General features: G+C 66.1%; 22 protein-coding genes. 10 read left to right on the forward strand and 12 right to left on the reverse strand.

Annotation, left to right across the window (positions count from 1 at the left end; all coding sequences use genetic code 11):
• Positions 1-13 precede the first annotated feature (13 nt).
• The 3 genes from EBS_RS10135 to EBS_RS10145 all read left to right on the forward strand — a co-directional run bounded on the left by EBS_RS10135 (position 14) and on the right by EBS_RS10145 (position 1,588).
• Complete coding sequence (locus EBS_RS10135) at positions 14-835, forward strand: glycosyltransferase family 2 protein (RefSeq protein WP_043108546.1); 822 nt, start codon at positions 14-16, stop codon at positions 833-835.
• Positions 832-1,128: a class I SAM-dependent methyltransferase gene (locus tag EBS_RS10140; protein ID WP_043108547.1), complete on the forward strand. Its 297-nt coding sequence runs from the start codon at positions 832-834 to the stop codon at positions 1,126-1,128. The genes EBS_RS10135 and EBS_RS10140 overlap by 4 nt, the downstream gene beginning before the upstream one ends.
• A 175-nt stretch (positions 1,129-1,303) precedes the next feature.
• Entirely contained in the window at positions 1,304-1,588 is a 285-nt protein-coding gene (locus EBS_RS10145) for an FkbM family methyltransferase (protein WP_148307735.1), read from the forward strand.
• A gap of 132 nt (positions 1,589-1,720) precedes the next feature.
• Here EBS_RS10145 and EBS_RS10150 read toward each other — a convergent pair whose 3' ends face one another.
• From EBS_RS10150 to glnE, 8 genes are all read right to left on the reverse strand, one after another.
• On the reverse strand, positions 1,721-2,725 hold the full coding sequence (locus EBS_RS10150; protein WP_043108551.1) for a glycosyltransferase family protein: 1,005 nt from the start codon (positions 2,723-2,725) through the stop codon (positions 1,721-1,723).
• The gene (gene wecB / locus EBS_RS10155) at positions 2,722-3,822 is read right to left on the reverse strand and encodes a non-hydrolyzing UDP-N-acetylglucosamine 2-epimerase (protein WP_043108553.1); all 1,101 of its coding nucleotides are present in this window, start codon (positions 3,820-3,822) and stop codon (positions 2,722-2,724) included. Before wecB ends, EBS_RS10150 begins: the two co-directional genes overlap by 4 nt.
• Entirely contained in the window at positions 3,819-4,934 is a 1,116-nt protein-coding gene (locus EBS_RS10160; protein WP_043108554.1) for a glycosyltransferase family 4 protein, read from the reverse strand. Before EBS_RS10160 ends, wecB begins: the two co-directional genes overlap by 4 nt.
• Positions 4,931-6,580, reverse strand: coding sequence for a phosphoethanolamine transferase (locus EBS_RS10165; RefSeq protein ID WP_043108555.1), 1,650 nt, complete (start codon positions 6,578-6,580; stop codon positions 4,931-4,933). Before EBS_RS10165 ends, EBS_RS10160 begins: the two co-directional genes overlap by 4 nt.
• A gap of 212 nt (positions 6,581-6,792) precedes the next feature.
• Entirely contained in the window at positions 6,793-8,226 is a 1,434-nt protein-coding gene (locus EBS_RS10170; protein WP_043108557.1) for a glycosyltransferase family 39 protein, read from the reverse strand.
• 31 nt (positions 8,227-8,257) lie between these two features.
• On the reverse strand, positions 8,258-8,446 hold the full coding sequence (locus EBS_RS10175; protein ID WP_043108559.1) for a zinc-finger domain-containing protein: 189 nt from the start codon (positions 8,444-8,446) through the stop codon (positions 8,258-8,260).
• Positions 8,447-8,456: 10 nt separating this feature from the next.
• Positions 8,457-9,380, reverse strand: a complete 924-nt coding sequence (locus EBS_RS10180) for a branched-chain amino acid transaminase (protein WP_043108560.1) — start codon at positions 9,378-9,380, stop codon at positions 8,457-8,459.
• A 307-nt stretch (positions 9,381-9,687) separates the two neighbouring features.
• Complete coding sequence (gene glnE / locus EBS_RS10185; protein WP_052199499.1) at positions 9,688-12,522, reverse strand: bifunctional [glutamate--ammonia ligase]-adenylyl-L-tyrosine phosphorylase/[glutamate--ammonia-ligase] adenylyltransferase; 2,835 nt, start codon at positions 12,520-12,522, stop codon at positions 9,688-9,690.
• Positions 12,523-12,633: 111 nt separating this feature from the next.
• Here glnE and EBS_RS10190 point away from each other — a divergent pair, with 111 nt between their 5' ends.
• Positions 12,634-13,977: a PP2C family protein-serine/threonine phosphatase gene (locus EBS_RS10190; protein WP_043108563.1), complete on the forward strand. Its 1,344-nt coding sequence runs from the start codon at positions 12,634-12,636 to the stop codon at positions 13,975-13,977.
• Between the two features lie 115 nt (positions 13,978-14,092).
• On the opposite strand, the gene groL is transcribed toward EBS_RS10190, so the two are convergent.
• The 4 genes from groL to EBS_RS10210 form a co-directional block, all read right to left on the reverse strand.
• Positions 14,093-15,736, reverse strand: coding sequence for a chaperonin GroEL (gene groL, locus EBS_RS10195; protein WP_043108565.1), 1,644 nt, complete (start codon positions 15,734-15,736; stop codon positions 14,093-14,095).
• A gap of 58 nt (positions 15,737-15,794) precedes the next feature.
• Complete coding sequence (locus tag EBS_RS10200) at positions 15,795-16,085, reverse strand: co-chaperone GroES (protein ID WP_043108567.1); 291 nt, start codon at positions 16,083-16,085, stop codon at positions 15,795-15,797.
• A gap of 344 nt (positions 16,086-16,429) precedes the next feature.
• A complete protein-coding gene (locus tag EBS_RS10205; protein WP_043108569.1) occupies positions 16,430-17,668 on the reverse strand; it encodes a DUF1015 domain-containing protein in 1,239 nt (412 codons plus the stop codon).
• 54 nt (positions 17,669-17,722) lie between these two features.
• Positions 17,723-18,163 (reverse strand): FxsA family protein, encoded by a 441-nt coding sequence (locus tag EBS_RS10210; protein WP_043109686.1) that lies wholly within the window; start codon positions 18,161-18,163, stop codon positions 17,723-17,725.
• An 88-nt stretch (positions 18,164-18,251) separates the two neighbouring features.
• On the opposite strand from EBS_RS10210, the gene cutA reads away from it, so the two are divergent.
• The 6 genes from cutA to accC all read left to right on the forward strand — a co-directional run bounded on the left by cutA (position 18,252) and on the right by accC (position 23,982).
• Positions 18,252-18,572, forward strand: a complete 321-nt coding sequence (cutA, locus tag EBS_RS10215) for a divalent-cation tolerance protein CutA (RefSeq protein ID WP_043108571.1) — start codon at positions 18,252-18,254, stop codon at positions 18,570-18,572.
• The gene (gene dsbD / locus EBS_RS10220; RefSeq protein WP_043108573.1) at positions 18,560-20,956 is read left to right on the forward strand and encodes a protein-disulfide reductase DsbD; all 2,397 of its coding nucleotides are present in this window, start codon (positions 18,560-18,562) and stop codon (positions 20,954-20,956) included. The genes cutA and dsbD overlap by 13 nt, the downstream gene beginning before the upstream one ends.
• Complete coding sequence (locus EBS_RS10225) at positions 20,953-21,531, forward strand: TlpA family protein disulfide reductase (protein WP_052199500.1); 579 nt, start codon at positions 20,953-20,955, stop codon at positions 21,529-21,531. The genes dsbD and EBS_RS10225 overlap by 4 nt, the downstream gene beginning before the upstream one ends.
• A 181-nt stretch (positions 21,532-21,712) precedes the next feature.
• On the forward strand, positions 21,713-22,144 hold the full coding sequence (gene aroQ, locus EBS_RS10230; RefSeq protein WP_043108575.1) for a type II 3-dehydroquinate dehydratase: 432 nt from the start codon (positions 21,713-21,715) through the stop codon (positions 22,142-22,144).
• A gap of 28 nt (positions 22,145-22,172) precedes the next feature.
• On the forward strand, positions 22,173-22,637 hold the full coding sequence (gene accB / locus EBS_RS10235) for an acetyl-CoA carboxylase biotin carboxyl carrier protein (RefSeq protein ID WP_043108577.1): 465 nt from the start codon (positions 22,173-22,175) through the stop codon (positions 22,635-22,637).
• Positions 22,638-22,641: 4 nt separating this feature from the next.
• Entirely contained in the window at positions 22,642-23,982 is a 1,341-nt protein-coding gene (gene accC / locus EBS_RS10240; protein ID WP_043108578.1) for an acetyl-CoA carboxylase biotin carboxylase subunit, read from the forward strand.

Below are 23,982 nucleotides of genomic sequence, written 5' to 3' on the forward strand. Positions count from 1 at the left end.
AAAGAATGGATCCATGCCCGTATCCCAACCCACAACCCCGCTTCCCCTCTCGGTCTTCGTCATCGCTCGCAACGAGGAACGCTGCATCGGCGCGGTGCTGGAGGCGGCGCGCGCGCTGAGCGACGACCTGGTGGTAATCGACTCGGGATCCACCGACCGCACCGTCGAGATTGCCGAGACGGCCGGCGCGCGGGTGTTCCACCACGACTGGGCCGGCTACGGGCCACAAAAGCGCCTCGCCGAGGAGCAGTGCCGTCATGACTGGCTGCTCAATCTGGATGCCGACGAGGTGCTCACCCCCGAACTGATCGAGGAGATCCGCACCCTGTTCGCCAAAGGCGAGCCGCCGCTGCCCTTCTATCGCATCAAGGTAACCACGGTCTATCCGGGCGACGAGAAACCGCGCTGGCTGGCCGAGCACAACGACGTGATCCGGCTCTACGACCGGCGGGTGGGACGCTTTCCCGACCACCCCACCTGGGATGCCATCACTCCCCCCAAAGGCGCGGGGGTCGGGCTGTTGAAGGCGCCGTGCTATCACTTCTCGTCCCCCGGCCTGCACCACTACGTGGACAAGTTCAACCGCTACACCACCCTGCAGGCCAACACCCAGAAGCTCAAGCCCTACCCCGTGCTGGCGGCCCGCCTGCTGCTGGGCTTTCCGCTGGACTTCCTCAAGGCCTGGCTGCTCAAGCGCCACATCACCGGCGGACTGTACGGCTTTGTACTGGCCTTCAGTCACGCCTACTCGCGCTTTCTGCGCAACGCCAAGATGCTGGAGAAACATCGCCTGCAACGGCGATCTGCCGACCGTCGCAAGGATTCCCCGCCATGAAGATCTACTGGAGCATCAAGAAACGCCTGTATCGGTTGCTGTACCCACGCTACCGACTGGTGCGCCGCCACGGCGCCCGCCTGCTGCTCGACAACCGCAACTGGATCGACACTCGCCTGCTGATCGGCCAGCCCTACGAAGACGCGCAGATCGCCTCGACCATCGCCCTGATCCGCGAGCACGACATCGAGGCCTTTCTCGACGTAGGCGCCAACATCGGCCTCTACAGCGTATTTGTAGGGCTCGCCACGCCGGTCGATATCCATGCCTTCGAACCGGTAAGCCGCAACTAGCACCAGCTGTGCGGCAACCTGTTCATCAACGAACTGAGCGAACGCACGCTGGCCCACCCGCTCGCGCTCAGCGACCAGGCCGGCGAGGCCGAATTCCATATCGACCCGACCTCCACCGGCGTCTCACGGCTCGCCACCGACGACGGCGGCCGCGACCCTTCAGTGTTCACACGGCGTGAGCGTATCCATCTGGCCCGGCTCGATGACCTGCTCGAGCTGGCAGGGACGGAGGCTGTTCATCAAGATCGATGTCGAAGGCCACGAACTGCCCGCGCTGCGCGGCATGCAGCGGCTGCGGGCCAACAATCAGGTGATTCTGCAAGTGGAAGCCTTCGCTGGCGAACCGGCCCGCGCTCTGGCCACCTTCATGGAAGAGATCGGCTACCGGCCGCTGGACAATCCGGGCGGTGCTTATCGCTTTGCCAACTTCCTTTTCAAGGACATGGCTGACCACAGCTGACGCCCCGACCATGCCCGGCAGTCAGCCCACTGCCCCAGTCGCCTTCCCTTCCCGGTCAGCCCCATGGCTGTCCGGGCAATGACAGTCTTCGGAAACGGCTGGTTCACTGGCCATTGCTTTTCCACCATCGGTTCACGCCTCCGCCCACTCGTAGTCCTCGCTCAACGACTGCTCGAAGCTGATCTCGGTGATGAACCGTGCGATGCGCTGCACGTTGTAGCTGCGGTGGGCGCGTTCGCGTCCGCGCCGGGCGATCTCGCGGGCCTCGGCGTCGTGAGCCTTGTAGTAGCGCAGCTTGTCGAGCAGATCGTCGAGGTCGCGGAAGTGCACCATCTCCTCGTCGCTGAACAGTTCGCGCAGACCCGGGGTCTCGTGGGTGAAAGTCAGCAGGCCGTTGCCGGTGAGCTGGCCGATGCGATCAGAAGAGTACCAGGGCATCTCGTTGCTGCGGCTGTAGTTGAGCCCCATGCGCGCCTGTGCGAGCGTGTCGAGATAACGCTGGCCGAACACCGAAGGTGCCCCCAGGCAACCGCAGTGCCGAAAGGCGATGCTCGCGCCTTCGGCTCTCGCCTTCAGTCCCTCGAGAAAGGCGCGGCGCGGGCCGTCCTTGTAGTCGTGACCGCAGTAGACCAGGTCCAGCGGCAGGTCCTCCTGCTCGTCGTTGCGCAGCACCTCGATGCTCGAATCGACGGGATTGGGCAGGTAGTGCACTTTCGCCCCCAGCCTGCGCCAGGGGTCCATCCAGCTTCCGGCGGTGGTGCAGAAGAAGGCATCGACATGCGGCAGGCGCGCGCGCAGGTGACGATCCACCGCCTCGCCCCAGATCGGGTCCACGTTCCATTGTGCGATGCGCAGCCCCGGCGCCAGCCGGCGCGCCTCGTCGAACAGCTCGGTGTGCCCCAGCAGCAGCAGGTGCGGACGCACATTGTCCACTGTCTCGAGCAGGGCGCGGTTGAGTGCCTTGCGTCCGAGTTTCTTGGAGCGCAGCAGGCTCTCCAGACGCGCCACGTCGCGGTCGGCGAAGTCGTAGACGAAATGCCCCTCGCGGATGAAGCCGTTGGAGAGCTTGCGCTCGACCGCGTAGTAGACGGCACCGTGGCGACGCAGGCTGAAGTTGCCGACGTGGACGATTCTCACGACGCCCCCTCGCCATTCATGTCGCGATCCAGCACCTCGAGAATACGCCCGGCCGCCTGCCCATCGCCATAGGGATTGACCGCCTCGGCCATGCGCCGGTAGTGCGCCGCGTCGTTCAGCAGGCGCTCGCTCTCCTCGACGATGCGCACGCTGTCGGTGCCGACCAGGCGCACGCCCGCGTCCAGTGCCTCGGTACGCTCGGTGGTATCGCGCATCACCAGCACCGGCTTGCCCAGCGAGGGGGCCTCTTCCTGCACCCCGCCCGAGTCGGTGAGTACGAACAGCGCCCGGTCCATCATCGCCACGAACTCGGGATAGGACAGCGGCGCGATCAGGCGCACGTTCGACCGCCCGCCGAGCAGGCGGTGCACCGGCTCCTGTACCTGCGGATTGAGGTGCACCGGGTAGACGAAATCCAGCTCGGGATGAGCCTCGGCCAGTTCGCCGATGGCACGACAGATCGACTCGAAGCCGGCGCCAAAGGACTCGCGGCGGTGGCCTGTGATCAGCACGAAGGGCCGGTCGAAACCCTCGGGCTCGTTCACCCGTTTGCGCGCCCACAGCAGGGCGTCTATCACGGTATTGCCGGTGACGTGGATCGCTGCGTCCGCCACGCCCTCGTCGAGCAATGCCTGGCGGTTGCGCTCGGTGGGCGCGAAATGCCAGCGCGCCAGCCGGGTAGTGAGCACCCGGTTCATCTCCTCGGGGAAGGGCGCATCGAAGTCGCCAGTGCGCAGGCCGGCCTCCACGTGTCCGACCGGGATGCGCTCGTGAAAGGCGGCCAGCGCACCGCAGAAGGTGGTGGTGGTATCGCCCTGCACCAGCACCGCATCGGGCCGCTCCCGCGTCAGCACCGGACCCAGCGCCGCGAGCGCGCGCCCGGCCAGTTCGCTGAGCGACTGCCCCGGGCGCATCAGGTCAAGATCGATATCGGGGACGATGCCGAAGAAGGCGAGCACCGAATCGAGCATGTCGCGATGCTGGGCGGTGACGCAGACCAGCGGCTCCAGCCGCGGATGCGCACGCAGCGCCTGCACCAGCGGGGCCAGCTTGATCGCCTCGGGGCGGGTGCCGAAGATCAGCATCACCCGCTTCATGACCTGTCCCCCAGCACCTCGGCATAGGCCTCGACGGTGCGCCCGGCGATGCGTTCCCAAGCGAAGTGTGCCTCGGCACGGGCACGGGCACGTTCGCCCATCGCCCGGCGGCGCGCGGGATCAGTGATCAGCTCGCGCAGCGCATCGGCCATCGCCTGCGGATCGCCAGGCGGCACCAGCAGGCCGGTCTCACCCTCCTCGACCAGGTCGGGGATGCCACCGACCCGAGTGCCCACCAGCGGCAGGCCGCAGGCCATGGACTCCAGGCCAGTGATGCTGGTCGCCTCCTTGAACGACGGCAGCACCGAGAGATCGGCCGCACGATAGACATTGACCATCAGCCGGTTGGGCACGCTGCCCAGCAGGATGCTCTGGCGCTTGACACCGCCCTGTTCGAGTATTTGCTCGACACGCTCGCGCTCGGGGCCATCGCCCGCGAACACGAACCGCACCGGCTCGCCACGCAGTCGTGTCGCCGCCTCGGCAAACACCACCACGCCGTTCTTCTCCACCAGGCGGCGCGCCAGCAACACCACCGTCTCGTCTGCCCCTACCGACCAGCCGGCGCGCAGATCGGAGGACCCGGGAGTGAAGGTCTGCACATCCACGCCGTTGGGGATGTAGCGCACCGGGCCTTCGTAGCCCGCGGCCCGGGTCGCCTCGCACAGCTCCTCGCTGGGCGCCAGTACCAGACCGACATGGGCCAGGCGACGACGGATCTTGGCCAGCTCGCGTCCGCCGCGCTCGATGCGTTGCAGGTAGCCCGAGGTATGGTTGGTGAACACCACCGGCAGGCCCAGCCCCCGGCTGGCGCGCAGCGGACGCATGCCGTGCACGTGCAGCAGGTCCTGCGGGTAACGCTTCAGCCAGCCCCGCAGCCAGCGGTTCAACAGCCAACCGTAGAAGGGTTCGGCGCGCGGCAGGCGCGGCCGCCACACCTGCATGCCCCGCCACTCGGCATGGAAGTCGCGCATGCCACCCAGCGGGCGCGTCACCACGTGCACCTCGTGGCCCAGGGCGACCAGGGCACGCCCCAGCTCCACCACGTGTGCCGCCACGCCGCCCACGTTGGGCGCGAAGTCGGCCGATACCAGGGCGATGCGCAGGCTCATGGCAGCACCACCTGCCAGTCGGCCAGCCGCCCCCGGCGGTCGAACTGCATGCGCATGTAACCGCTGGTTCCGGCGATATCCTTGCCGTTGGCGTAATAGACGCCCCCCTCGGCATTCGGGTCTTCCACCCGGTAGCCGAACAGGCCGGCCACGAAACGCCCCAGTTCGAAATGCGTGGGCCAGGGCAACGCCCGGGCGCGCTCCAGCACGCCGGAGTCCCCATTGATGGCGTACAGGATAAAAGGCACCGTGGCTGTCTTCGGATGCAGCACCGAGTGCCCCCAGAGACGCTGGCCTTCGATCTCGTCGCCCAGCAGCTCGCCATGATCAGCGGTGAAGATCACATAGGTCGGCAGGGTGCTGCGCTGGCGCAACAACTCGAGAATGCGGTGATGCACCTCGTCGGAGAAACGGATGGAATTGTCGTAGCTGTTGATGCGGAACTGGTCGAGATCCGCCCTGTCTTCGGGATAGAACCGGTATTCGTCCGTGTGATAGCGCTCGTAGGGCGAATGCGAACCGCGCTCGTGCAGGACCACGAAATTGGGACGGGTGAAGTCCACCTGCTCGAGCAGATCGAGCAACACCTCGTCCTTGCGGCGCTCGATCTCGTCCAGGTGATCCTCGCGGGATTCAAAATAGTCCACCGCCCCGCCATCGGCATAGGTCACCAGGTTGGAATTCTGCGTGGACAGCCACCAGGTCCGCAGGCCGCGCGACTTCGCCAACTTGAACAGGTTGGCGTCGCCCCGGTACATCACCTGGACGTTTTCGGGCTCGCGCTTGAAATTGAAGAAGGTCGGTACCGCCACCTTGGTGGACACGCCACCGGAGTAGATCCGGGTGAAATAGAAACCGGGCTCCCCCTTCAGCGCGGTGAAATGCGGCGTGGTATCACGTTCGTACCCGAACAGCCCCATGTGATCGGGATTGAGACTCTCGCCCATCACCAGCACCACGTTGGCCGGCAACACGGACTGGGTCGGCGCCACTCGGTAGGGCGCAAACGCCTGCCGCCGGTGCTCCCCGGCGAAACGCCTCGGCAGTTCCTTGCCCAGGAACCAGCCGACGGCGTAGAGCGTGTTCTTTACCGTGTAATGCCGCGGATTGGGATAGAAGGCCTGTGAACCCGTACTGTGCCAGGCCTTGACCGGCAGGATGCCGCCGAGCAGCAGCACCAGCAGCAGGGTGCTCGCGGGGATGCGCTGCCGCAGGGAAGAGAGACGCCCCGCCAGCCACCCCATGAACGCATAGCTGCCCAGCACCATCAGGGTCGGGGCAATCAGGGCCGGCCAGATACCGGCCAGCGACAGAGCGACTTCTTCCAGCTCACTGCCCAGCAGGCTCACTTCCTGCGGCGAGATGAAGGTGCCGAAGTACACGAAGTGATACAACTGCGGCAACTGCAACAGGGCGAAGAAGACCAGCAGCACCCGGTAGGGCCGGAGCGTACGCGCACTCAAGGCCAGGAAAGCCGCCAGGAACACCGCGGCAACGATCTTGGGCGAGGGCTGCACCTGCCAGGTAGGGTACAACAGGCCGAACAGATGGTCGGGCAGCAGCACCGCCACTACCGTCAACGCGGACAGCAACAACTGCCCGAGCAAACGGACAGGCATGGAGAGACGGTCGGGGGCAAAGCTCATGAAACGCGGTCGTGGCCGGAAGGAATCTGCAAAGGGAGCATTCTAACCCCAAAGCCCAGCCTGGGGGCGGGAGAGGGAGCCACAAAGAACGCAAAGGACACGAAGGCAGTCAAGGCCCGAATTCAACCAAATAACCGCAACACCGTCCTGTGGCGTCCTGCCACTGTGATCCATCCCAGAAAAATCTTTGTGTGCTTTGTGCCCTTTGTGGTTTACCCCCTACCACGGCGCTTCCTGGCCCCCCAGGCGATGCCATATTCCGCCATGCCGTTGCGTGCCACCACCCGGCCGCTCTCACCGGGCAGTGCCTCGGGCGGCAGGCGGCCACCCCGCAGCCAATGCCCTCCTGCCGGCGGCTCGCCGACGATCACGTTCTTCCCCGTGTACAGCCGAAGGTGCGCGCCGAGAAAGACATCGCCCACACGGAGCTCCGGGGCATCGAGCACCGACCGCGGCACCTGTCGCAGGGCGGCGGTCACCGGCCAGGTCACCCGGGAAGGCTTGTGGCCAATGTGCGGCGTGGCCAGCAATTGCCACAATCGCGCCACGATCACCAGCACCAGGAGGATGACAGTGGTCCACTGCAGGACCGGCCAGGCACGACGCCGGGGCTCGGCGCGGTGCGCATGCAACAGCCACCAGAAGGGGACCAGCAGCAGGAAAGGATGCAGCCAGCGCACCTTGAGATGTTCCAGGCTCACGAGCAACGCCGCCGCCAGCACCAGCACGGCCACCCCCAGATGGAAACGGTCGAGCAGCCGCACGGTCGTCGCCCCGGGCTCGGCCCGCCGCCCCCAGCGCCAGATCCCCAGGTAGATCAGCCACAAGGGGGCCAGGAAGCCGAGCGCCCCGCGCAGCCACTCGACGAGCAGCCCCGGGTCGCCCTGCAACAGGCCGCCGGGGTGATAACGGGTCTCGCCCTGCAGGCGCTCGGCCACCGGGGTCTCGGGCCAGAACAGGGCGGCCAGTGCCGGCGCCATCACCAGCAATGCCGCAGCCAGCGACCAGAGCATGGGCCAGCGCAACACCCGGGCACGGGCCTCGCGCAGACTGAGTGCGGCGGCCAGCATGGGCAACACGAAGCCCGCATAGCTGTACTTGGCCATCATGCCCAGTCCTACCGCGAGACCAAGGTACAGGTAGTATTGCTGGCGCGCATCGCGTAACAGCAGCACGATGGCGTGCAGGCTCATCACCAGCGCCAGGGTGAGCAGGGTCGTGTGGGTGGAACCCTGGTGCAGCTTCCAGGCCAGCTCGCCGATCAACAGCCAGGCGGTGGCCGAGGCAACGATCCAGCGTGGCTCATCGAACAACAGGCGACTGAGGCGATACCAGAGCCAGAAAGTCAGGCCGATCACGACATAGCGAATCAGGTACAGGATCCACAACTGCGGCCCGGTGAAGTGGAACACCGCCCAGAGCAGCCAGGTATAGAAAGGGGGCTGGAAGTTACCGTAGTCCAGTCGCAATACCTGCGACTGGATCAGTTGCTCGGCGTCGTCCAGTTGCAGGGTGTCGCTGAGCAGCAGGCGCAGACCCATGTGCAGGGCCAGGTAGATCAGCAGGAAGGACAACCAGTGGCGCGGCTCGGCCAGCCGGCACCACAGGCGATCGAGTGCTCGTGTCGGATCGGTGGAAATAGCCAAGGCCCCGTGCCGGCGACGACCGGGCCGGGATTCAATCGACCAGCTGGTAACGCGCCCCGCAGTAGGGGCAGACGACCTCGCCGGTCTTCTCGATGGGCAGGAACACCCGTGGGTGCATGCTCCACAGCTCCTCGCCGGAGCGCGGGCAACTCAGCGGCAACTCGCCGCGTTTCACCTGGATGATGCTCTGCACTTTTTCCTTCTTCGCCGTCTGGGTCATGGGTCGCCTCTCAGGCCAGGGTAAGCCAGTGCATGTGTTCGGGACTGCGGCCATGCACCACGTCGAAATACTTGCTCTGCAACTGCTCGGTGATCGGTCCGCGACCGCCGTTGCCGATGGACCGGCCATCGACCTCGCGGATCGGCGTGACCTCGGCCGCGGTGCCGGTGAAGAAGGCCTCGTCGGCAATGTACACCTCGTCGCGGGTGATGCGCTTTTCGACCACCTGATAGCCGGCCTCCTGCGCCAGCTGGATCACGGTACGGCGAGTGATGCCGTCGAGCGCCGAGGTAAGATCGGGCGTGTAGATGACGCCGTCGCGCACGATGAAGACGTTCTCGCCCGAGCCCTCCATGACGAAGCCCTCGGTGTCCAGCAGCAGGGCCTCATCGTAGCCGCAGTTCAGTGCCTCCTGCAGGGCCAGCATGGAGTTCATGTAGTTGCCGTTGGCCTTGGCCCGGCACATGGTGACATTCACGTGGTGCCGGCTGAACGAGGAGACGCGCACACGAATGCCGTTCTTCATGTTGTCCTCGCCCAGGTAGGCGCCCCACTCCCAGGCCGCGACCATGCAGTGTACCCGCAGGTTGTCCGCGCGCAGCCCCATGCCCTCGGAGCCATAGAAACACATGGGGCGGAAATAGGCCGAGTCCAGCCCGTTCTCGCGCACCACCAGCTTGTGCGCCTCGTTGATGGTCTCCGCGTCGAAAGGCATGGGCATGCTCAGGATGCGTGCCGAGTCGAACAGGCGGCGGGTGTGTTCCTGCAGGCGGAAGATGGCCGGCCCCTGCTCGGTGTGGTAGGCGCGCACGCCCTCGAATACCCCCATCCCGTAATGCAGGGTATGGGTGAGCACATGGGTCTTGGCCTCGCGCCACTCGACCAGCTCGCCGTCGAGCCAGATGACCCCGTCGCGGTCTGCCATCGATTGCATGGTCAACTCCGATAATGAACAGCTCGGGAGCGGCCACTCCGGGCCGCGCGAAAAACGCAGGCATTGTAACCGGAAACCGGCAGGGATGGGCCCCGCCCAGGTACCAGCCTATCGGACTTGACCGTTCGCAGCGAAAATTCGCGGGAGCGGATCAAAAGCGCTTATTCGAATAAGGAGAATAGCAGGCCTATTTGACGAATTCGATAAGCACAGTTGATCGCTATCCGCGGATTTGCAGCCGGACAGCGTCAAGTCCGACAGGCTGGTACTGTCGGCCAACTTCCGCGTGGCCGACGCACGATGCCGCCTATTCCCCGCCGAGCACGGTCTCCCAGGCCTCGCGCACCAGGGCACGCTCCTCGCACAATTCCGTCGCCGGCACCCGGGCGGGCGCTTCCTGCAGGGCACGGCGGTGCACAATGGAACGATACACCCGATAGATGCCGAACAGGCGCTCGGCCTGAGCGGCATCGAGCAGGCCGAGCTCGCCCAGGCGCGCGAGCAGGCGCGCATTATCGGTCCACTCGGTCAGACCGGGATAGGCATGCGCCCAGCGCAGCACCGCGTACTGCACCAGAAACTCGATATCGACCAGTCCACCACGCCCCTGCTTGATGTCGAAGTATTCGGCATCACCGCGATCGAGGCGCGCGGACATCTTCCGGCGCATCTCGCGGACATCGCTCCCCAGTACCGCGGGGTCACGCTCTCGACACAGCACCTCGCGACGCGCCTGTGCGAAGGCCTCGGCCATCACCGGATCGCCAGCCACCGGGCGGGCGCGCACCAGGGCCTGATGCTCCCAGGTCCAGGCGTCCTCGCGCTGGTAGCGCTCGAAGGCCCGCAAGGGGGAGACCAGCAAACCCGAGTCGCCGTTCGGCCGCAGGCGCATGTCCACCTCGTAGAGGATGCCCGAGGGAGTGCGGGTGGTGAGGATGTGGATGATGCGCTGCCCCAGGCGGGCATAGAACAGGTCGTTGGCGATCTCCCGCGCACCGTCGGTGGTGGCCGAAGGCGAGGCATTGCCATGCACGAACACCAGGTCCAGATCCGAGCCGTAACCCAGCTCGATGCCGCCGAGCTTGCCGTAGCCCACCACCAGGAAGCCCCGGTCGAGCGGGTCGGGCAGACGGGGCCGCCCATGACGCGCATCCAGGTCGCGCCAGGCAAGTTCGAGGGTCTGCCGCAGTACCGTCTCGGCAATCTCGGTGAGGTAGTCGCTGACCACCATCACGGGGATGATGCCGGCGATGTCGGCTGCAGCCACACGCAGGCGGTTGCCCAACGCGAACTGGCGCAGGCGCTCCATCTCCTGTTCCAGGTCGCCCACCACCGGGCGCAGCAGGGTCGCCAGCTCCACGGCCAGCTCATCGGCACGCAGGGGCGCATACAGGCTGCGCGGATCGAGCAGCTCGTCGAGCAGCAGGGGCAAACGCGCGAGCTGCGAGCCGATCCAGCGGCTCTCGGCGAGCAGGCGCACCAGTTGCGAGAGCGCCATGGGGTTCTCGATCAGCAGGTCGAGGTAGGCGGTGCGGCGCACGATGGCCTCGAGCAGGCGGATCAGCCGACGCAGCGCCGCATCGGGCCGGATACTGCGCCCGGCAGCGGCGATCGCCAGCGGCATCAGGCGGTCGAGCCTGGTCCTGGCCCCTGCCGAGAGCACACGCACCGCGCTGCCCTCGCGAAAGGCATCGAGCGCCACGAGCAGGGTATCGACATCCTCGAAGCCGGCCTCACGCAGCGCCGCAGCGCGTTGATCAGCCTCCCCTTCACCCAGCCAGGCCCGTGCCAGCGGGGCCTCCTCGTCGGCCGTCTCGACCTGCGGCGCCTCGAACACCTGCTCGAAATGCGAATGCACCTGCCGGCGATGGGTCTCGAGCGCGGCCGCGAAGTCTTCCCAGCGACGAAAGCCCATGCAGATCGCCAGGCGCTCGCGTCCGTCGGGATCATCCGGCAGCACATGGGTCTGCTCATCGCGCCAGGCTTGCAGACGGTTCTCGGTGCGCCGGAGGAAGGCATAGGCCGCCAGCAGCTGGCGCACACCCCAGGCCGGCAGCAGGCCGAGGTCACCCAGACGTTCGAGCGCCTGCTGGATGAGGCGGACCTGCAGGGCCGGCTCACGTCCGCCGCGCACCAGCTGAAAGGCCTGGCCGATGAACTCGATCTCGCGGATGCCACCGAAACCCAGCTTGATGTTGTCCTCCAGCCCCTTGTGCACCAGCTCGCGTTCGATCAGGCGCTTCATGTCGCGGATCGACTCGATCACCCCGAAGTCGATGTAACGGCGATAGACGAAGGCATGGATCAGCGCCATCAGTTCCTCGCGGTCGGCAGGCTCTCCGGTCAGCGGGCGCGCCTTGACCATGGCATAACGCTCCCAGGGGCGCGCCTGGTCTTGCAGGTACTGCTCGAAGGCATCGAAGCCGATCACCAGGGGCCCGGCTTCGCCGAACGGTCGCAGACGCATGTCCACCCGGAACACGAAGCCTTCCTCGGTCGGCTCGTTGAGCAGGCGGATCAGACGCCGCGCCAGGCGGGTGAAAAAGATCTGGTTGTCGAGCGGGCGCCGGCTGTCGGTCTGACCCTGGCGCGGAAAACAGAAGATCAGGTCAATGTCGGATGACAGGTTCAGCTCGCGCGCACCCAGCTTGCCCATGCCCAGCACCACCAGCTGCTGTGCCCGCCCTTCGGCATCACGCGGGGTGCCGTCGCGCGCCACCGCCCAGCGGTAGAGGTGATCCAGGCCGAAGCGAACGCTCAGTTCAGCCAGTTCGGACAGTTCGGACAAGGTCTCGTGCAGGGGCGCCAGGTCGGCCAGGTCGCGCCAGACGATGCGCAGCAGCTCGCGCTGGCGAAAGCGGCGCAGCACACGTGCCAGCGCCTCCTCGTCGTTCACGCCCGCGAGCGCCTGTGTCAGTTCGGAGGCCATCTCGTCGAGCTCGCGCGCCCGCCCCAGCAAGCCCAGTGCCAGCAGTTCCGAGAACTCCTCGGGATGGCGCAGCATGCGCCGTGCCGCGAATTCGCTTCCCAGCCAGACGCAGGCACGCTGGCGCTCCAGCGTCTCGTCCAGCGGCGGCCGCGCGGGCAAGGCCTGCCATTCGCGCTCCCATCGCTCCAGCCGCTGCCGGTTCGCCTCGTGCATGTTCCCGCCCCGAAAGAAAAAATGGCTCAAGCTCGGCCGACTCCGGCCGTTAAGCCCCGCATGAATATGACAACGTCCGCGCAAGAGACGCAAGCGGAGCGGTTATGCCTGTTGCTGACACAAACGGCGACCTCGGCGCGTTTTGCCGCGATCGCCGCTGTGTTCAGCTTCGGCGTGCTGGCCACCTATCAGTACACCCCCTGGCTGGTGGCCTGGCTGCTGAGTGCCCTCGGCGTAGCCATGATGCGCATACAGCTGATCGACGACTTCAGGAAGTGTTATCCCGGTCGCTGCAAGCTGGCAACCTGGGAACGGCGCCATCATTACTCCGGCATCGTCTCCGGGCTACTCTGGGGCCTGCTCGGTATCCACCCTGTAGACAACCTGCCGCTGGCCTTGCAGTCCTTCAACCTGCTGATTCCGGCGCTGATTGCCATTGCCGCCCTGAGCAGCCATGTCCTGCGAGTGGACCACTATCGCAGCTACCTGCTCGCACTGATGGGCAGCTTGCTGCTCTCCTACACCTGGCGACATGGCATGCAGGCCCTGGTCGCCTGGCCGGTGTTCGGCCTGTTCGGCGCCCTGCTGTATTCCATCGCCCGCCGCTACAACCAGACCCTGGCCGACGCCCTGAGTGCACGCAACGAGATGGAGCAGGCCCATCGTGAACTGGCCGAGGCCAACCGTCACCTGCTCGACCAACACAAGATCCTGACCCAGGAAGAGTCCATCGCCCGCCACGTGTTCGAACAGCTCACCCTGGCCAACGACGAACGCCCCCCCGGCATCCATGCCTGGAACCAACCGATGGGCACCCTCTCGGGCGACCTGATCCAGGTGGTACGCGGACCGGATGGCTCGACCTATGTCTTCCTCGGCGATTTCACCGGCCACGGCCTGCCGGCCGCGCTGGGCGCGGTGCCGGCCTCCACCGTATTCCGCACCATGGCCGAAAAGGGACTGGAGGTGGCGCTGATCGCCCGCGAGCTCAACAGCAAGCTCTATACCCTGCTGCCCACCGGCTACTTCTGCTGTGCAGTCATCATGAAGGTGAACCCCGAACGCTGTGGCCTCGAGTTGTGGAACGGTGGCTTGCCACCGGTACTCATCCGGCGCCACGATGGAGATTTCGAGGAGATTCCTGCCGACAACCTGCCACTGGGCGTGGTCAGCGGTACCGAGTTCACCGACCACTGTACCCGTCACTGCCTGGCTGCGGGCGACCGCGTGCTGGTGTACTCAGACGGCCTGATCGAGGCCGAGAACCACGAGGGCGTCATGTGGGGCCGCAAGCGCCTGCTGGCCCTGCTGGCCGAGGCCGAGGGACCGGGACCCGCGCTTGAACGCCTCAGAGCCGAGATCCTGGAATTCACCAATCTGGCCCCGGTGTCGGACGACATCTCGGTGATCGAGATCGAGGCTGGCGACACAGCCTACCAGGAAGCCGTGGCCTGAACGCACATTCGGCCCGGGGACGGGTTCCTGCAACAACATCGTATCCCGCTCACACATGAAAAGACCCCGCACCGGGGAGGCGCGGGGTCTTTTCGGGTCGGGACGACCGGACGGCTTACATCATGCCGCCCATGCCCCCCATGCCGCCCATGTCGGGCGCGCCACCACCGGCGGCCTCGTCCTGCGGCTCATCGGCCACCATGCACTCGGTGGTGATCATCAGGCCGGCCACCGAGACCGCGTTCTGCAGTGCCGAACGGGTCACCTTGGTGGGATCGAGGATACCGGCCTCGATCATGTCCACGTACTCGCCGGTGGCCGCGTTGTAGCCCATGTTGCCCTCGGACTCGGCCACCTTGTTGAACACCACCGACGGCTCGTCGCCGGCATTGTCCACGATCTGGCGCAGCGGCTCCTCCATGGCGCGACGGGCGATGCTGATGCCCACGTCCTGGTCGGCGTTGTCGCCCTTCAGCTCGGCAACGGCCTGCTGGGCGCGCACCAGGGCCACGCCACCGCCGGGCACGATGCCCTCCTCGACCGCCGCACGAGTGGCGTGCAAGGCGTCCTCGACGCGGGCCTTCTTCTCTTTCATCTCGACCTCGGTGGCAGCACCCACCTTGATCACGGCCACGCCGCCGGCCAGCTTGGCCAGGCGCTCCTGGAGCTTCTCGCGGTCGTAGTCGGAGGTGGTCTCCTCCATCTGCGCGCGGATCTGCTCGCAGCGGGCCTTGATGTCGTCCTCGGCGCCGGCACCATCGATGATGGTGGTCTCTTCCTTGGTGATGACCACGCGCTTGGCGTTGCCCAGCTCGTTGAGGCCGGCCTTCTCCAGGCTCAGGCCGACTTCCTCGGAGATCACGGTGCCGCCAGTGAGGATGGCGATGTCCTGCAGCATGGCCTTGCGACGGTCACCGAAGCCCGGCGCCTTGACCGCGGCCACCTTGACGATGCCGCGCAGGGTGTTGACCACCAGGGTGGCCAAGGCCTCGCCTTCCACGTCCTCGGCGATGATCAGCAGCGGACGGCCGGCCTTGGCGACGGCCTCGAGCACCGGCAGCAGATCGCGGATGTTGGAGATCTTCTTGTCGTGCAGCAGCACGAAGGGATCGTCCAGCTCCACGGTCTGGTTCTGCTGGTTGTTGATGAAGTAGGGCGACAGGTAGCCGCGATCGAACTGCATGCCTTCGACCACGTCCAGCTCGTTCTCCAGGCCCGAGCCTTCCTCGACGGTGATCACGCCTTCCTTGCCGACCTTCTCCATGGCCTCGGCGATGATGTTGCCGATGGACTCGTCGGAGTTGGCCGAGATGGTGCCGACCTGGGCGATGGCCTTGCTGTCGGCGCAGGGCACCGAGATCTCGCGCAGCTTCTCGACGGCTGCGTGCACGGCCTTGTCCATGCCGCGCTTGAGATCCATGGGGTTCATGCCGGCGGCGACGGCCTTCAGGCCCTCGCGCACCATGGCCTGGGCCAGCACGGTGGCGGTGGTGGTACCGTCACCGGCAATGTCGTTGGTCTGGGAAGCGACTTCCTTGACCATCTGCGCCCCCATGTTCTCGAACTTGTCCTTGAGTTCGATCTCCTTGGCCACGGATACGCCGTCCTTGGTGATGGTGGGAGCACCGAAGGACTTCTCCAGCACCACGTTGCGGCCCTTGGGGCCGAGGGTGGTCTTGACCGCGTTGGCCAGCACGTTCACGCCGTGCATCATGCGCTGGCGCGCGTCGTCGCCGAACAGTACGTCTTTGGCTGCCATGATGTATTTCCTCTAATTCTTGCTTGAAAATCTTGAAATCTGCGGTGATCTGTCGCGATCAGCCTTCGATCACGCCCAGGAGGTCTTCCTCGCGCATGACCAGCACCTCCTCGTCACCGAGCTTCACCTCGGTGCCCGAGTACTTGCCGAACAGCACCGTGTCGCCCACCTTCACGTCCAGCGGGCGCACCTCGCCATTCTCGAGGATGCGGCCATTGCCCACGGCCAGCACCTCGCCCTGGATCGGCTTCTCGGTGGCGGAACCGGGCAGCACGATGCCCCCGGGGGTGGTGGTCTCTTCTTCCTTGCGGCGGATCACGACACGGTCGTGCAGCGGACGGATGTTCATGGGATCAGGTCTCCAAAAGCTCTGAAGGAATTGTTCTCGGCCAACGATTGTTAGCACTCGTTTCAGGTGAGTGCCAATAGTATGGGCGGATCGGGGAAAGTCAAGACAGGTCGTGGACGAAAGTTGAGACAACCGCCTCGTACAGCCGCCAAGGACACAAAGCACACGAAGGTTTCCTGGGGGCAGGTCTTGTTCCGGCGCCCGGGGAGCAGGCGTCCCGCCTGATGGGAGCGGCGTCCCCGCCGCGAATGTTCGGCCCGAGGACGGGCCTCCTACAGGGTAGGAGCGGGCCCCGTCGCGAATCTTCGACTACCTTTGCGTCCTTCGCGGTTTTCCCCGTCCGCTCAGTCGAGCACGTGGCTGACCAGGCCGTCGGCGAGCTTGGGTTCGAACCAGGTGGACTTGGGCGGCATGACCTGGCCGGCATCGGCCACCGCCATCAGGGCGTCGATGGCGGTGGGATACAGGGCAAAGGCCACGGCCCAGTCGCCGCTGTCCACGCGCCGTGCAAGCGCCTCGAGGCCGCGGATGCCCCCGACGAAATCGATACGCTCGTCGCGCCGCGGGTCCGAGATGCCGAGCACCGGCTCGATGAGATGGTCGGCCAGCAGGCTCATGTCCAGGCCGCGCACCGGATCGTCGCTGCGGTAGGCATCGCGCAGGCGCAGACGGTACCAGTGGCCATCGAGGTACATGCCGAACTCGCCGGGACCACGCGGGCGCACCGGGGCGTCCTCCTGCGTGAAATCGAAGCGCTCGGCCACCCGCACCAGGAAGTCCTCGGCCGACAGCCCGTTGAGGTCGCGCACCACCCGGTTGTAGTCGAGGATCTGCATCTGGTCATGGGGGAAGATCACGCTCAGGAAGTAGTTCCAGCTCTCCTCGCCGGTATGCGCCTGGCTGGCCTCGCGGCGCGCCGCGGCCACGCGCGAGGCGGCGGCCGAGCGGTGATGACCGTCGGCCACGTAGAGCGCATCCATGGCGTCGAAGGCGGCGGTGAGACGGTCGACCCGTTGTGGATCATCGATCACCCACAGCTCGTGGCGCACACCGTCGGCCGCGGTCACATCCATGTCGGGCGTGCCGGCGGCGACCTCGGCGAGAATGGCGTCGACCTCGGGATCGGCGCGATAGACAAGGAACACCGGCCCGGTCTGGGCATTGAGAGCATCGATCTGGCGCACCCGGTCGTCTTCCTTCACCGGGCGGGTGAACTCGTGCTTCTTGATGCGGTCGGCGTCGTAGGCCGCGACCGAGGCGGCGGCGACGATGCCCGTCTGGCGGTGCTCGCCCATGGTCAGGCGGTAGGCGTAGTAGGCGGGCCGGGGATCGCGTGCCAGCAGCCCCTCGGCGATCATGCGGTCCAGGTTCTCGCGCCCCTTGGCGTACACCGCCGGGTCGTAGGGATCGGTCTCGTCGGGCAGGTCGATCTCGGGACGCGAGATGTGCAGGAAGCTCCAGGGCCTTCCCTCGACCATGGCCTTGGCCTCTTCGCGGTTCATGACGTCATAGGGCGGGGCGACCACCTCGGCCTCGCGGCCGACCACCGGGCGCAGCCCGGTGAAGGGTTTGATCAGGGGCATGGCTTGTCCTCCGGCTGTGATGCTGCCGGATTCTGCGACCAGTTCCGGCGCCGATCAATCGTCGCGACGAAAATCGCCCTCGATGAAGCCGCCCGACGACGGGGGGCGAGGCGGTGGCGGGCCAGGACGCAAGGTGCCGTTTCTGCGCAGGTACCAGAGGATCAGCGCGCGTCGCAACGGCGGGATCAGCAGCGCGAAGCCCACGGCGTCGGTGATGAACCCCGGCAGCAGCAGGGCCAGACCGGTGAGCAGCAGCATCGCACCCTCGAGCAGCTCCAGCGCCGGCACCTCACCGCGCGCCATGGTCCCCTGCACCCGGTAGAGCACGGCAAAGCCCTGCAGACGCACCAGCCAGCCGCCGAGCACCGCGGTGAACACCGAGAGCGCGATGGTGGAAAAGGCGCCGATACGCGCGCCGACCTCGATCAGCACATACAGCTCGACCAGGGGAGCGATCACGAAGATCGCGAGAAACAGCAGCAGGGGATGGATCATGCGGACTCCGGTGTGACGGGCGGCGCGTCGATCGCGTCCGAATATCATAGAATGAATCGCCCAGATGCGGGCGAACAACGGAAAAACAATGCCTGACGACATCCTGATCGTACTCACCACCCACCCCGAACGGGAAGGCGCCGAACGTCTGGCGGAAAAACTTGTCCAGAAAAAACTGGCGGCCTGCGTGAATATTCTCGGCCGTATGACGTCCATCTACCCGTGGAAGGGCCGTATCGAGCGCGGCGAGGAGCACCAGATGGTGATCAAGACCAGCACCCGGCGCTATGCCGAGCTCGAGGCGCTAGTCCGCCGCGAACACCCTTACGAGCTGCCGGAGATCCTCACCCTGCCGGTGATCGGCGGCCTGATCGAATACCTCGACTGGATACAGACATGCACCGACTGACCCGACTGCTGCTCCCTGCCCTGCTCCTGCTCCTGCTCGTCCAGAGCGCACCGGCACAGGAGGACTTCCTGCGTCCCGAACAGGCCTTCCAGGTCCAGGCCCGGCTGGGCGAGGACGGCCGCACCGTGGTCATGGACTGGACCATCGCCGAGGGCTACTACCTGTACCGCAACAAGTTTCGGGTGACACCCACCGACTCGCGGGTGACCCTGGGCGAACTGAACACCTCCGAACCCGAGATCAAGAACGACCCCATCTTCGGCAAGGTCGAGGTCTATCACCGCAGTGCCCGGATGCAGGTGCCGGTGACCGGCTTCCCCGACGGCCTGGACGGCCTGACCCTGAAGCTGCGCTACCAGGGCTGTGCCGAGCAAGGCATCTGCTATCCGCCCCAGATACACGAGGTTTCGCTGCCGGCACCGCGCCTGGCCGCCGCAGCGACCGCTGCCGCTTCTCCCGCCGCCAGCCCGGCGGCACCGGCGGGCGGTGACGACGCCCTCGGCGCGCTCAACGACGCCCTGGGTCTGGGTGCCCTGGAAGACGACATCCTGCCGGTCGACCAGGCCTTCCGCGTGGCGGCCGACAGCCCGGACGGCAAGACCCTGGTCGTGCGCTGGCAGATCGCCGACGGCACCTACCTGTACCAGGACAAGCTCAAGGTACGAGTCGGTGGCGACGGCGTGCGCCTCGGCAAGTACGAACTGCCGCCGGCCGACATCAAGCAGGATGCCATCAAGCCCGACGGCAGCATCGGCGACGTGCTGGTCTATCACAAGCAGGTGACACTGCGCATTCCCCTACTGCGTGACAACACTGCCGAGACCGAGATCGAGGTCCTCACCGGCTATCAGGGCTGCGCCGACCGCGGCATCTGCTACCCGCCGCAGAAGAAGACCCTGCGCGTACTCCTGCCGGCCATCGGCGATGGCAACGCGCAGCCGGCCGCTGCCACGCAGCCGGAGCCGATCACGGCACCGAAGGCGCCGCAACTCCTGCCGGAGGACAGTACCGCTGCCACGACCACCACATCGGCCGCCGTACCGCGCAATGAACAGGACCAGCTGCTCAACCGCCTGCACGGCTCGGGCTTCGGCCTCGGGCTGTTGCTCAGCCTCGGCTTCGGTCTGCTGGTGGCCTTCACCGCCTGCATGTACCCCATGATCCCCATCCTCACCTCGCTGATCATGGGCCAGGGCAACCAGGGCAACAAGGTCACGCCCTTCCGCGCCTTCGAGCTCTCGCTGGCCTACACCCAGGGCATCGCACTGACCTACGGTGTGCTGGGCATCGCCATGGCGCTGGTCGGCAAGTCGCTGGGCATCCAGTCGGCCCTGCAGACCCCCTGGGTGCTGGTGCCCTCGATCATCCTGTTCGTGGCGCTCGCCCTGTCGATGTTCGGCCTCTACCAGATCCAGGTGCCCGCGGCGATCCAGAGTCGGCTCAACAACCTGAGCAACCAGCAGAAGGGCGGCTCGGTGGTGGGCGTGGGCCTGATGGGCGTGGTCTCGGCGCTGATCGTCGGCCCCTGTGGCGGCCCGGTGCTGCTCGCCATGCTGGCTTTCGCCGCCTCGTCCGACAGCCTGCTGCACGGTTTCCTCATCATGTGGCTGTTCGGCACCGGCATGGGCCTGCCGCTGCTGGTGATGGGTGCTGGCGGCGGCGCGCTGATGCCCAAGGCCGGCACCTGGATGGACACCGTCAAGGCCACCGGCGGGGTCATCATGCTGGCCCTGGCATTGAGCTTCCTCGAGCGCATGAGCCCCACCTACATTCCGACCGCCACCATCATGTTGCTGTGGGGCGCACTGCTGATCGTCACCGCCGTGTACATGGGCGCGCTGCGCCAGCTGCCCGAAGGCGAGAGCGGATGGTACCGGCTGTGGAAGGGCCTGGCCCTGGTATTGCTGATCTACGGCGCCACCTTCATCGTCGGCGTGGCGGCCGGCGGACGAGACACCACCCAGCCGCTGCGCGGCCTGTTCAGCGACAGCGGCGCAGGACCGACCGCCCCCGCCCACCTCGCGTTCAAGCGCATCCACGGCTGGGACGCGCTGCAAGCGGAACTGGCCGCAGCGAAGGCCGCCGGCAAGCCCGTCATGCTCGACTTCTACGCCGACTGGTGCACCTACTGCAAGGTGATGGAAAAGGAGCTCTTCCCCGATCCGCGGGTACAACAGGCGCTGGCCGGCTTCGTGCTGCTTCAGGCGGACATCACCCGCCAGGACGAACAGGACCGCGAACTGACCGACCGCCTCGAACTGCCCGCGCCGCCGGCCCTGTTCTTCTGGGACCCATCGGGCAGGCTGCGCAAGGAACTGCGCCTGGTCGGTGAGCCCACGGTGGAGGCACTGATCGCCAGCGCAAGGCAGGCGGCCAGGCCATGAAACCAACCCGCATACTCGTCATCGCCCTGGTGGGCCTGCTGGTCGGCGCGCTGACCGGCATCGGCATCAAGATGCTGCGCCAGGCCGAACGGCCCGCCGAACCGGCCGAGGCCCCCGTGCTCGAGCAGATGCCCGAATTCGCCTACCCGGATCTCGAGGGCCACCTGCGCCACGGCAACGAATGGAAGACCAATATCCTGGTACTCAACTTCTGGGCAGCCTGGTGCCCGCCCTGCCGCGAGGAGACCCCGCTGTTTGTCGATCTGCAGGAGCAGTACGCGCGCGACAACGTGCGCTTCGTCGGCATCGCCATCGACGACCGCGAGCCCGTCGCCGACTTCGTCGATACCTATGGCGTGGAATATCCCGTGCTGCTGGGTGATCTCGAGGCTATCGCCCTGTCGCGACGCCTGGGCAACCGCTTCGACGGCCTGCCCTTCACCGTGGTCGTCGAGCCCGGCGGGCGCATCCTGGCGCGCTTTGCCGGCGGGGTGAGCCGCGAACAGATCGAGCCCGTGTTGCAGCAGGCCATCGAGAACAACCGCCGCAGCTACGCCTCGCCGGAGCGGATCTGAGCCCCGGGGAACGCCCTTCCCTCGACCTTCGCGGTGCTGGCGGGCTTCCTAACCCGGGCACATTCCCCCATTTTCGGACTGGACAAGGCCGAGCGACTCGCCCAGAATTGAACGCAGATCAGCGCCTTTTCGGCACAGATAACGACAAAATATCCTCTCGACGAGATAGGCAGCGCGTTCCATGGCAAGCATCCTGGTGCTCAACGGACCCAATCTGAACCTGCTGGGCACCCGTGAGCCGGCCACCTACGGCTCGACGACACTGACCGATATCGAGCAACGCCTGCGCACCCTGGCAGACGAGCATGAACTCGCCTTTTTCCAGTCGAACCACGAAGGTGCACTGATCGATCGCATTCACCAGGCTGGCCGGGAGGACGTGGACTTCATCCTCGTCAACCCGGCGGCCCTGACCCACACCAGCGTTGGCCTGCGCGACGCCCTGCTCGGCGTGGACATCCCGTTCATCGAGATCCATCTCTCGAACGTGTTCGCGCGCGAGCCCTTCCGTCATCACTCCTACCTGTCGGACATCGCGGTGGGGGTGATCAGCGGCCTCGGCGCGCAAGGCTACGAGCTGGCACTCGCCGCCGCCCTGGCGCGCGTCGGGTGAGTCCTTCAACACCGAACAGGAACCTCTCATGGACATCCGCAAAGTCAATAAACTGATCGAACTGCTCGAAGAGTCCGACGTGGCCGAGATCGAGATCCACGAAGGCGAGGAGTCAGTCCGCATCAGCCGTATCAGCAGCAGCGCGCCGACGATGGTCATGCCCGCCGCCGCGCCGGCACCTGCCCCGGCCCCGGCCCCGGCCGCCGCACCGGCAGCGACAGAGAGCAGCTCGGCACCGGCCGAGGAGGCCGAACCCGAGGGGCACATCATCCGCTCGCCCATGGTGGGCACTTTCTACCGTGCCCCCTCGCCGACTTCCAAGCTCTTCGTCGAAGAAGGCTCCAAGGTCTCGGCCGGCGACACCTTGTGCATCATCGAGGCGATGAAGATCCTCAACCAGATCGAGTCGGACATCTCCGGCACGGTACAGAAGATCCTGGTCGAGAACGGCCAGCCGGTCGAGTACAACCAACCGCTGTTCGTGATCGGATAGGCCCATGCTGGACAAAGTCGTCATTGCCAACCGGGGCGAGATCGCCCTGCGCATCCTGCGCGCCTGCCGCGAGTTGGGCATCGCCACCGTGGCCGTGCACTCCGAGGCGGACCGCGATCTCAAGCACGTGCGCCTGGCCGACGAGTCGGTGTGCATCGGCCCCGCCTCGTCGACCGAGAGCTACCTGAACATCCCGGCGATCATCAGCGCCGCCGAGGTGTGCGACGCCACCGCCATCCACCCCGGCTACGGCTTCCTCTCCGAGAACGCCGACTTCGCCGAGCGCGTGGAGAGTTCGGGCTTCAAGTTCATCGGCCCGCGCCCCGAGACCATCCGCCTGATGGGTGACAAGATCACCGCCATCGAGGCCATGAAGGAGGCCGGCGTGCCCACGGTGCCCGGCTCCGACGGGCCGCTGGACGACGACAAGGAGCGCACCCTCCGCCTGGCGCGCGAGATCGGCTACCCGGTGATCATCAAGGCCGCCGGCGGCGGTGGCGGTCGCGGCATGCGCGTGGTGCACTCCGAGGCCGCGCTGCTGAATGCCGTCTCGCTGACGAAAAGCGAGGCGGCCGCGGCTTTCGGCAACGACACCGTGTACATGGAGAAGTTTCTCGAGAACCCGCGGCATGTCGAGTTCCAGGTGCTGGCCGACGAGCACGGCAACGCCATCCACCTGGCCGAGCGCGACTGCTCCATGCAGCGCCGTCACCAGAAGGTGGTCGAGGAGGCCCCGGCGCCGGGCATCTCCGAGGAACTCCGCGCCAAAATGGGCGAACGCTGCGCCGAGGCCTGCCGTCGCATCGGCTATCGCGGCGCCGGCACCTTCGAATTCCTGTACGAGAACGGCGAATTCTACTTCATCGAGATGAACACCCGGGTACAGGTGGAACATCCGGTCACCGAGATGATCACCGGCGTGGACATCGTCAAGGAACAACTGCTGATCGCTGCCGGCCAGCCGCTGACTTACCGCCAGGAAGACATTGTGGTGCGCGGGCACGCCATCGAGTGCCGTATCAACGCCGAGGACCCCGAGAACTTCATGCCCAGCCCCGGTGACATCACCCGCCTGCACGTGCCGGGCGGACCGGGCGTGCGCGTGGACACTCACATCTACAGCGGCTACCGGGTACCTCCCTACTACGATTCCATGATCGGCAAGCTGATCACCCACGGCGAGAACCGCGACGTGGCCATCGCGCGCATGCGCGGGGCGCTGTCCGAGATGGTGATCGAGGGCATCAAGACCAACATCCCCTTGCAGGCCGACATCATGGCCGACGGCAACTTCGCCGCGGGCGGGGTCAACATCCATTACCTGGAAAAGAAGCTCGGTCTCTGA

The organism is endosymbiont of unidentified scaly snail isolate Monju (assembly GCF_000801295.1).
GTDB lineage: Bacteria > Pseudomonadota > Gammaproteobacteria > Chromatiales > Chromatiaceae > MONJU.

Coding starts and splice junctions, on each gene's coding strand:
- EBS_RS10135 (WP_043108546.1), top strand. CDS start 14: ATGCCCGTATCCCAACCCACAACCCCGCTTCCCCTCTCGGTCTTCGTC.
- EBS_RS10140 (WP_043108547.1), top strand. CDS start 832: ATGAAGATCTACTGGAGCATCAAGAAACGCCTGTATCGGTTGCTGTAC.
- wecB (WP_043108553.1), bottom strand. CDS start 3,822: ATGAAGCGGGTGATGCTGATCTTCGGCACCCGCCCCGAGGCGATCAAG.
- EBS_RS10160 (WP_043108554.1), bottom strand. CDS start 4,934: ATGAGCCTGCGCATCGCCCTGGTATCGGCCGACTTCGCGCCCAACGTG.
- EBS_RS10165 (WP_043108555.1), bottom strand. CDS start 6,580: ATGAGCTTTGCCCCCGACCGTCTCTCCATGCCTGTCCGTTTGCTCGGG.
- EBS_RS10175 (WP_043108559.1), bottom strand. CDS start 8,446: ATGACCCAGACGGCGAAGAAGGAAAAAGTGCAGAGCATCATCCAGGTG.
- EBS_RS10180 (WP_043108560.1), bottom strand. CDS start 9,380: ATGCAATCGATGGCAGACCGCGACGGGGTCATCTGGCTCGACGGCGAG.
- glnE (WP_052199499.1), bottom strand. CDS start 12,522: ATGCACGAGGCGAACCGGCAGCGGCTGGAGCGATGGGAGCGCGAATGG.
- groL (WP_043108565.1), bottom strand. CDS start 15,736: ATGGCAGCCAAAGACGTACTGTTCGGCGACGACGCGCGCCAGCGCATG.
- EBS_RS10200 (WP_043108567.1), bottom strand. CDS start 16,085: ATGAACATCCGTCCGCTGCACGACCGTGTCGTGATCCGCCGCAAGGAA.
- EBS_RS10205 (WP_043108569.1), bottom strand. CDS start 17,668: ATGCCCCTGATCAAACCCTTCACCGGGCTGCGCCCGGTGGTCGGCCGC.
- EBS_RS10210 (WP_043109686.1), bottom strand. CDS start 18,163: ATGATCCATCCCCTGCTGCTGTTTCTCGCGATCTTCGTGATCGCTCCC.
- cutA (WP_043108571.1), top strand. CDS start 18,252: ATGCCTGACGACATCCTGATCGTACTCACCACCCACCCCGAACGGGAA.
- dsbD (WP_043108573.1), top strand. CDS start 18,560: ATGCACCGACTGACCCGACTGCTGCTCCCTGCCCTGCTCCTGCTCCTG.
- EBS_RS10225 (WP_052199500.1), top strand. CDS start 20,953: ATGAAACCAACCCGCATACTCGTCATCGCCCTGGTGGGCCTGCTGGTC.
- aroQ (WP_043108575.1), top strand. CDS start 21,713: ATGGCAAGCATCCTGGTGCTCAACGGACCCAATCTGAACCTGCTGGGC.
- accB (WP_043108577.1), top strand. CDS start 22,173: ATGGACATCCGCAAAGTCAATAAACTGATCGAACTGCTCGAAGAGTCC.
- accC (WP_043108578.1), top strand. CDS start 22,642: ATGCTGGACAAAGTCGTCATTGCCAACCGGGGCGAGATCGCCCTGCGC.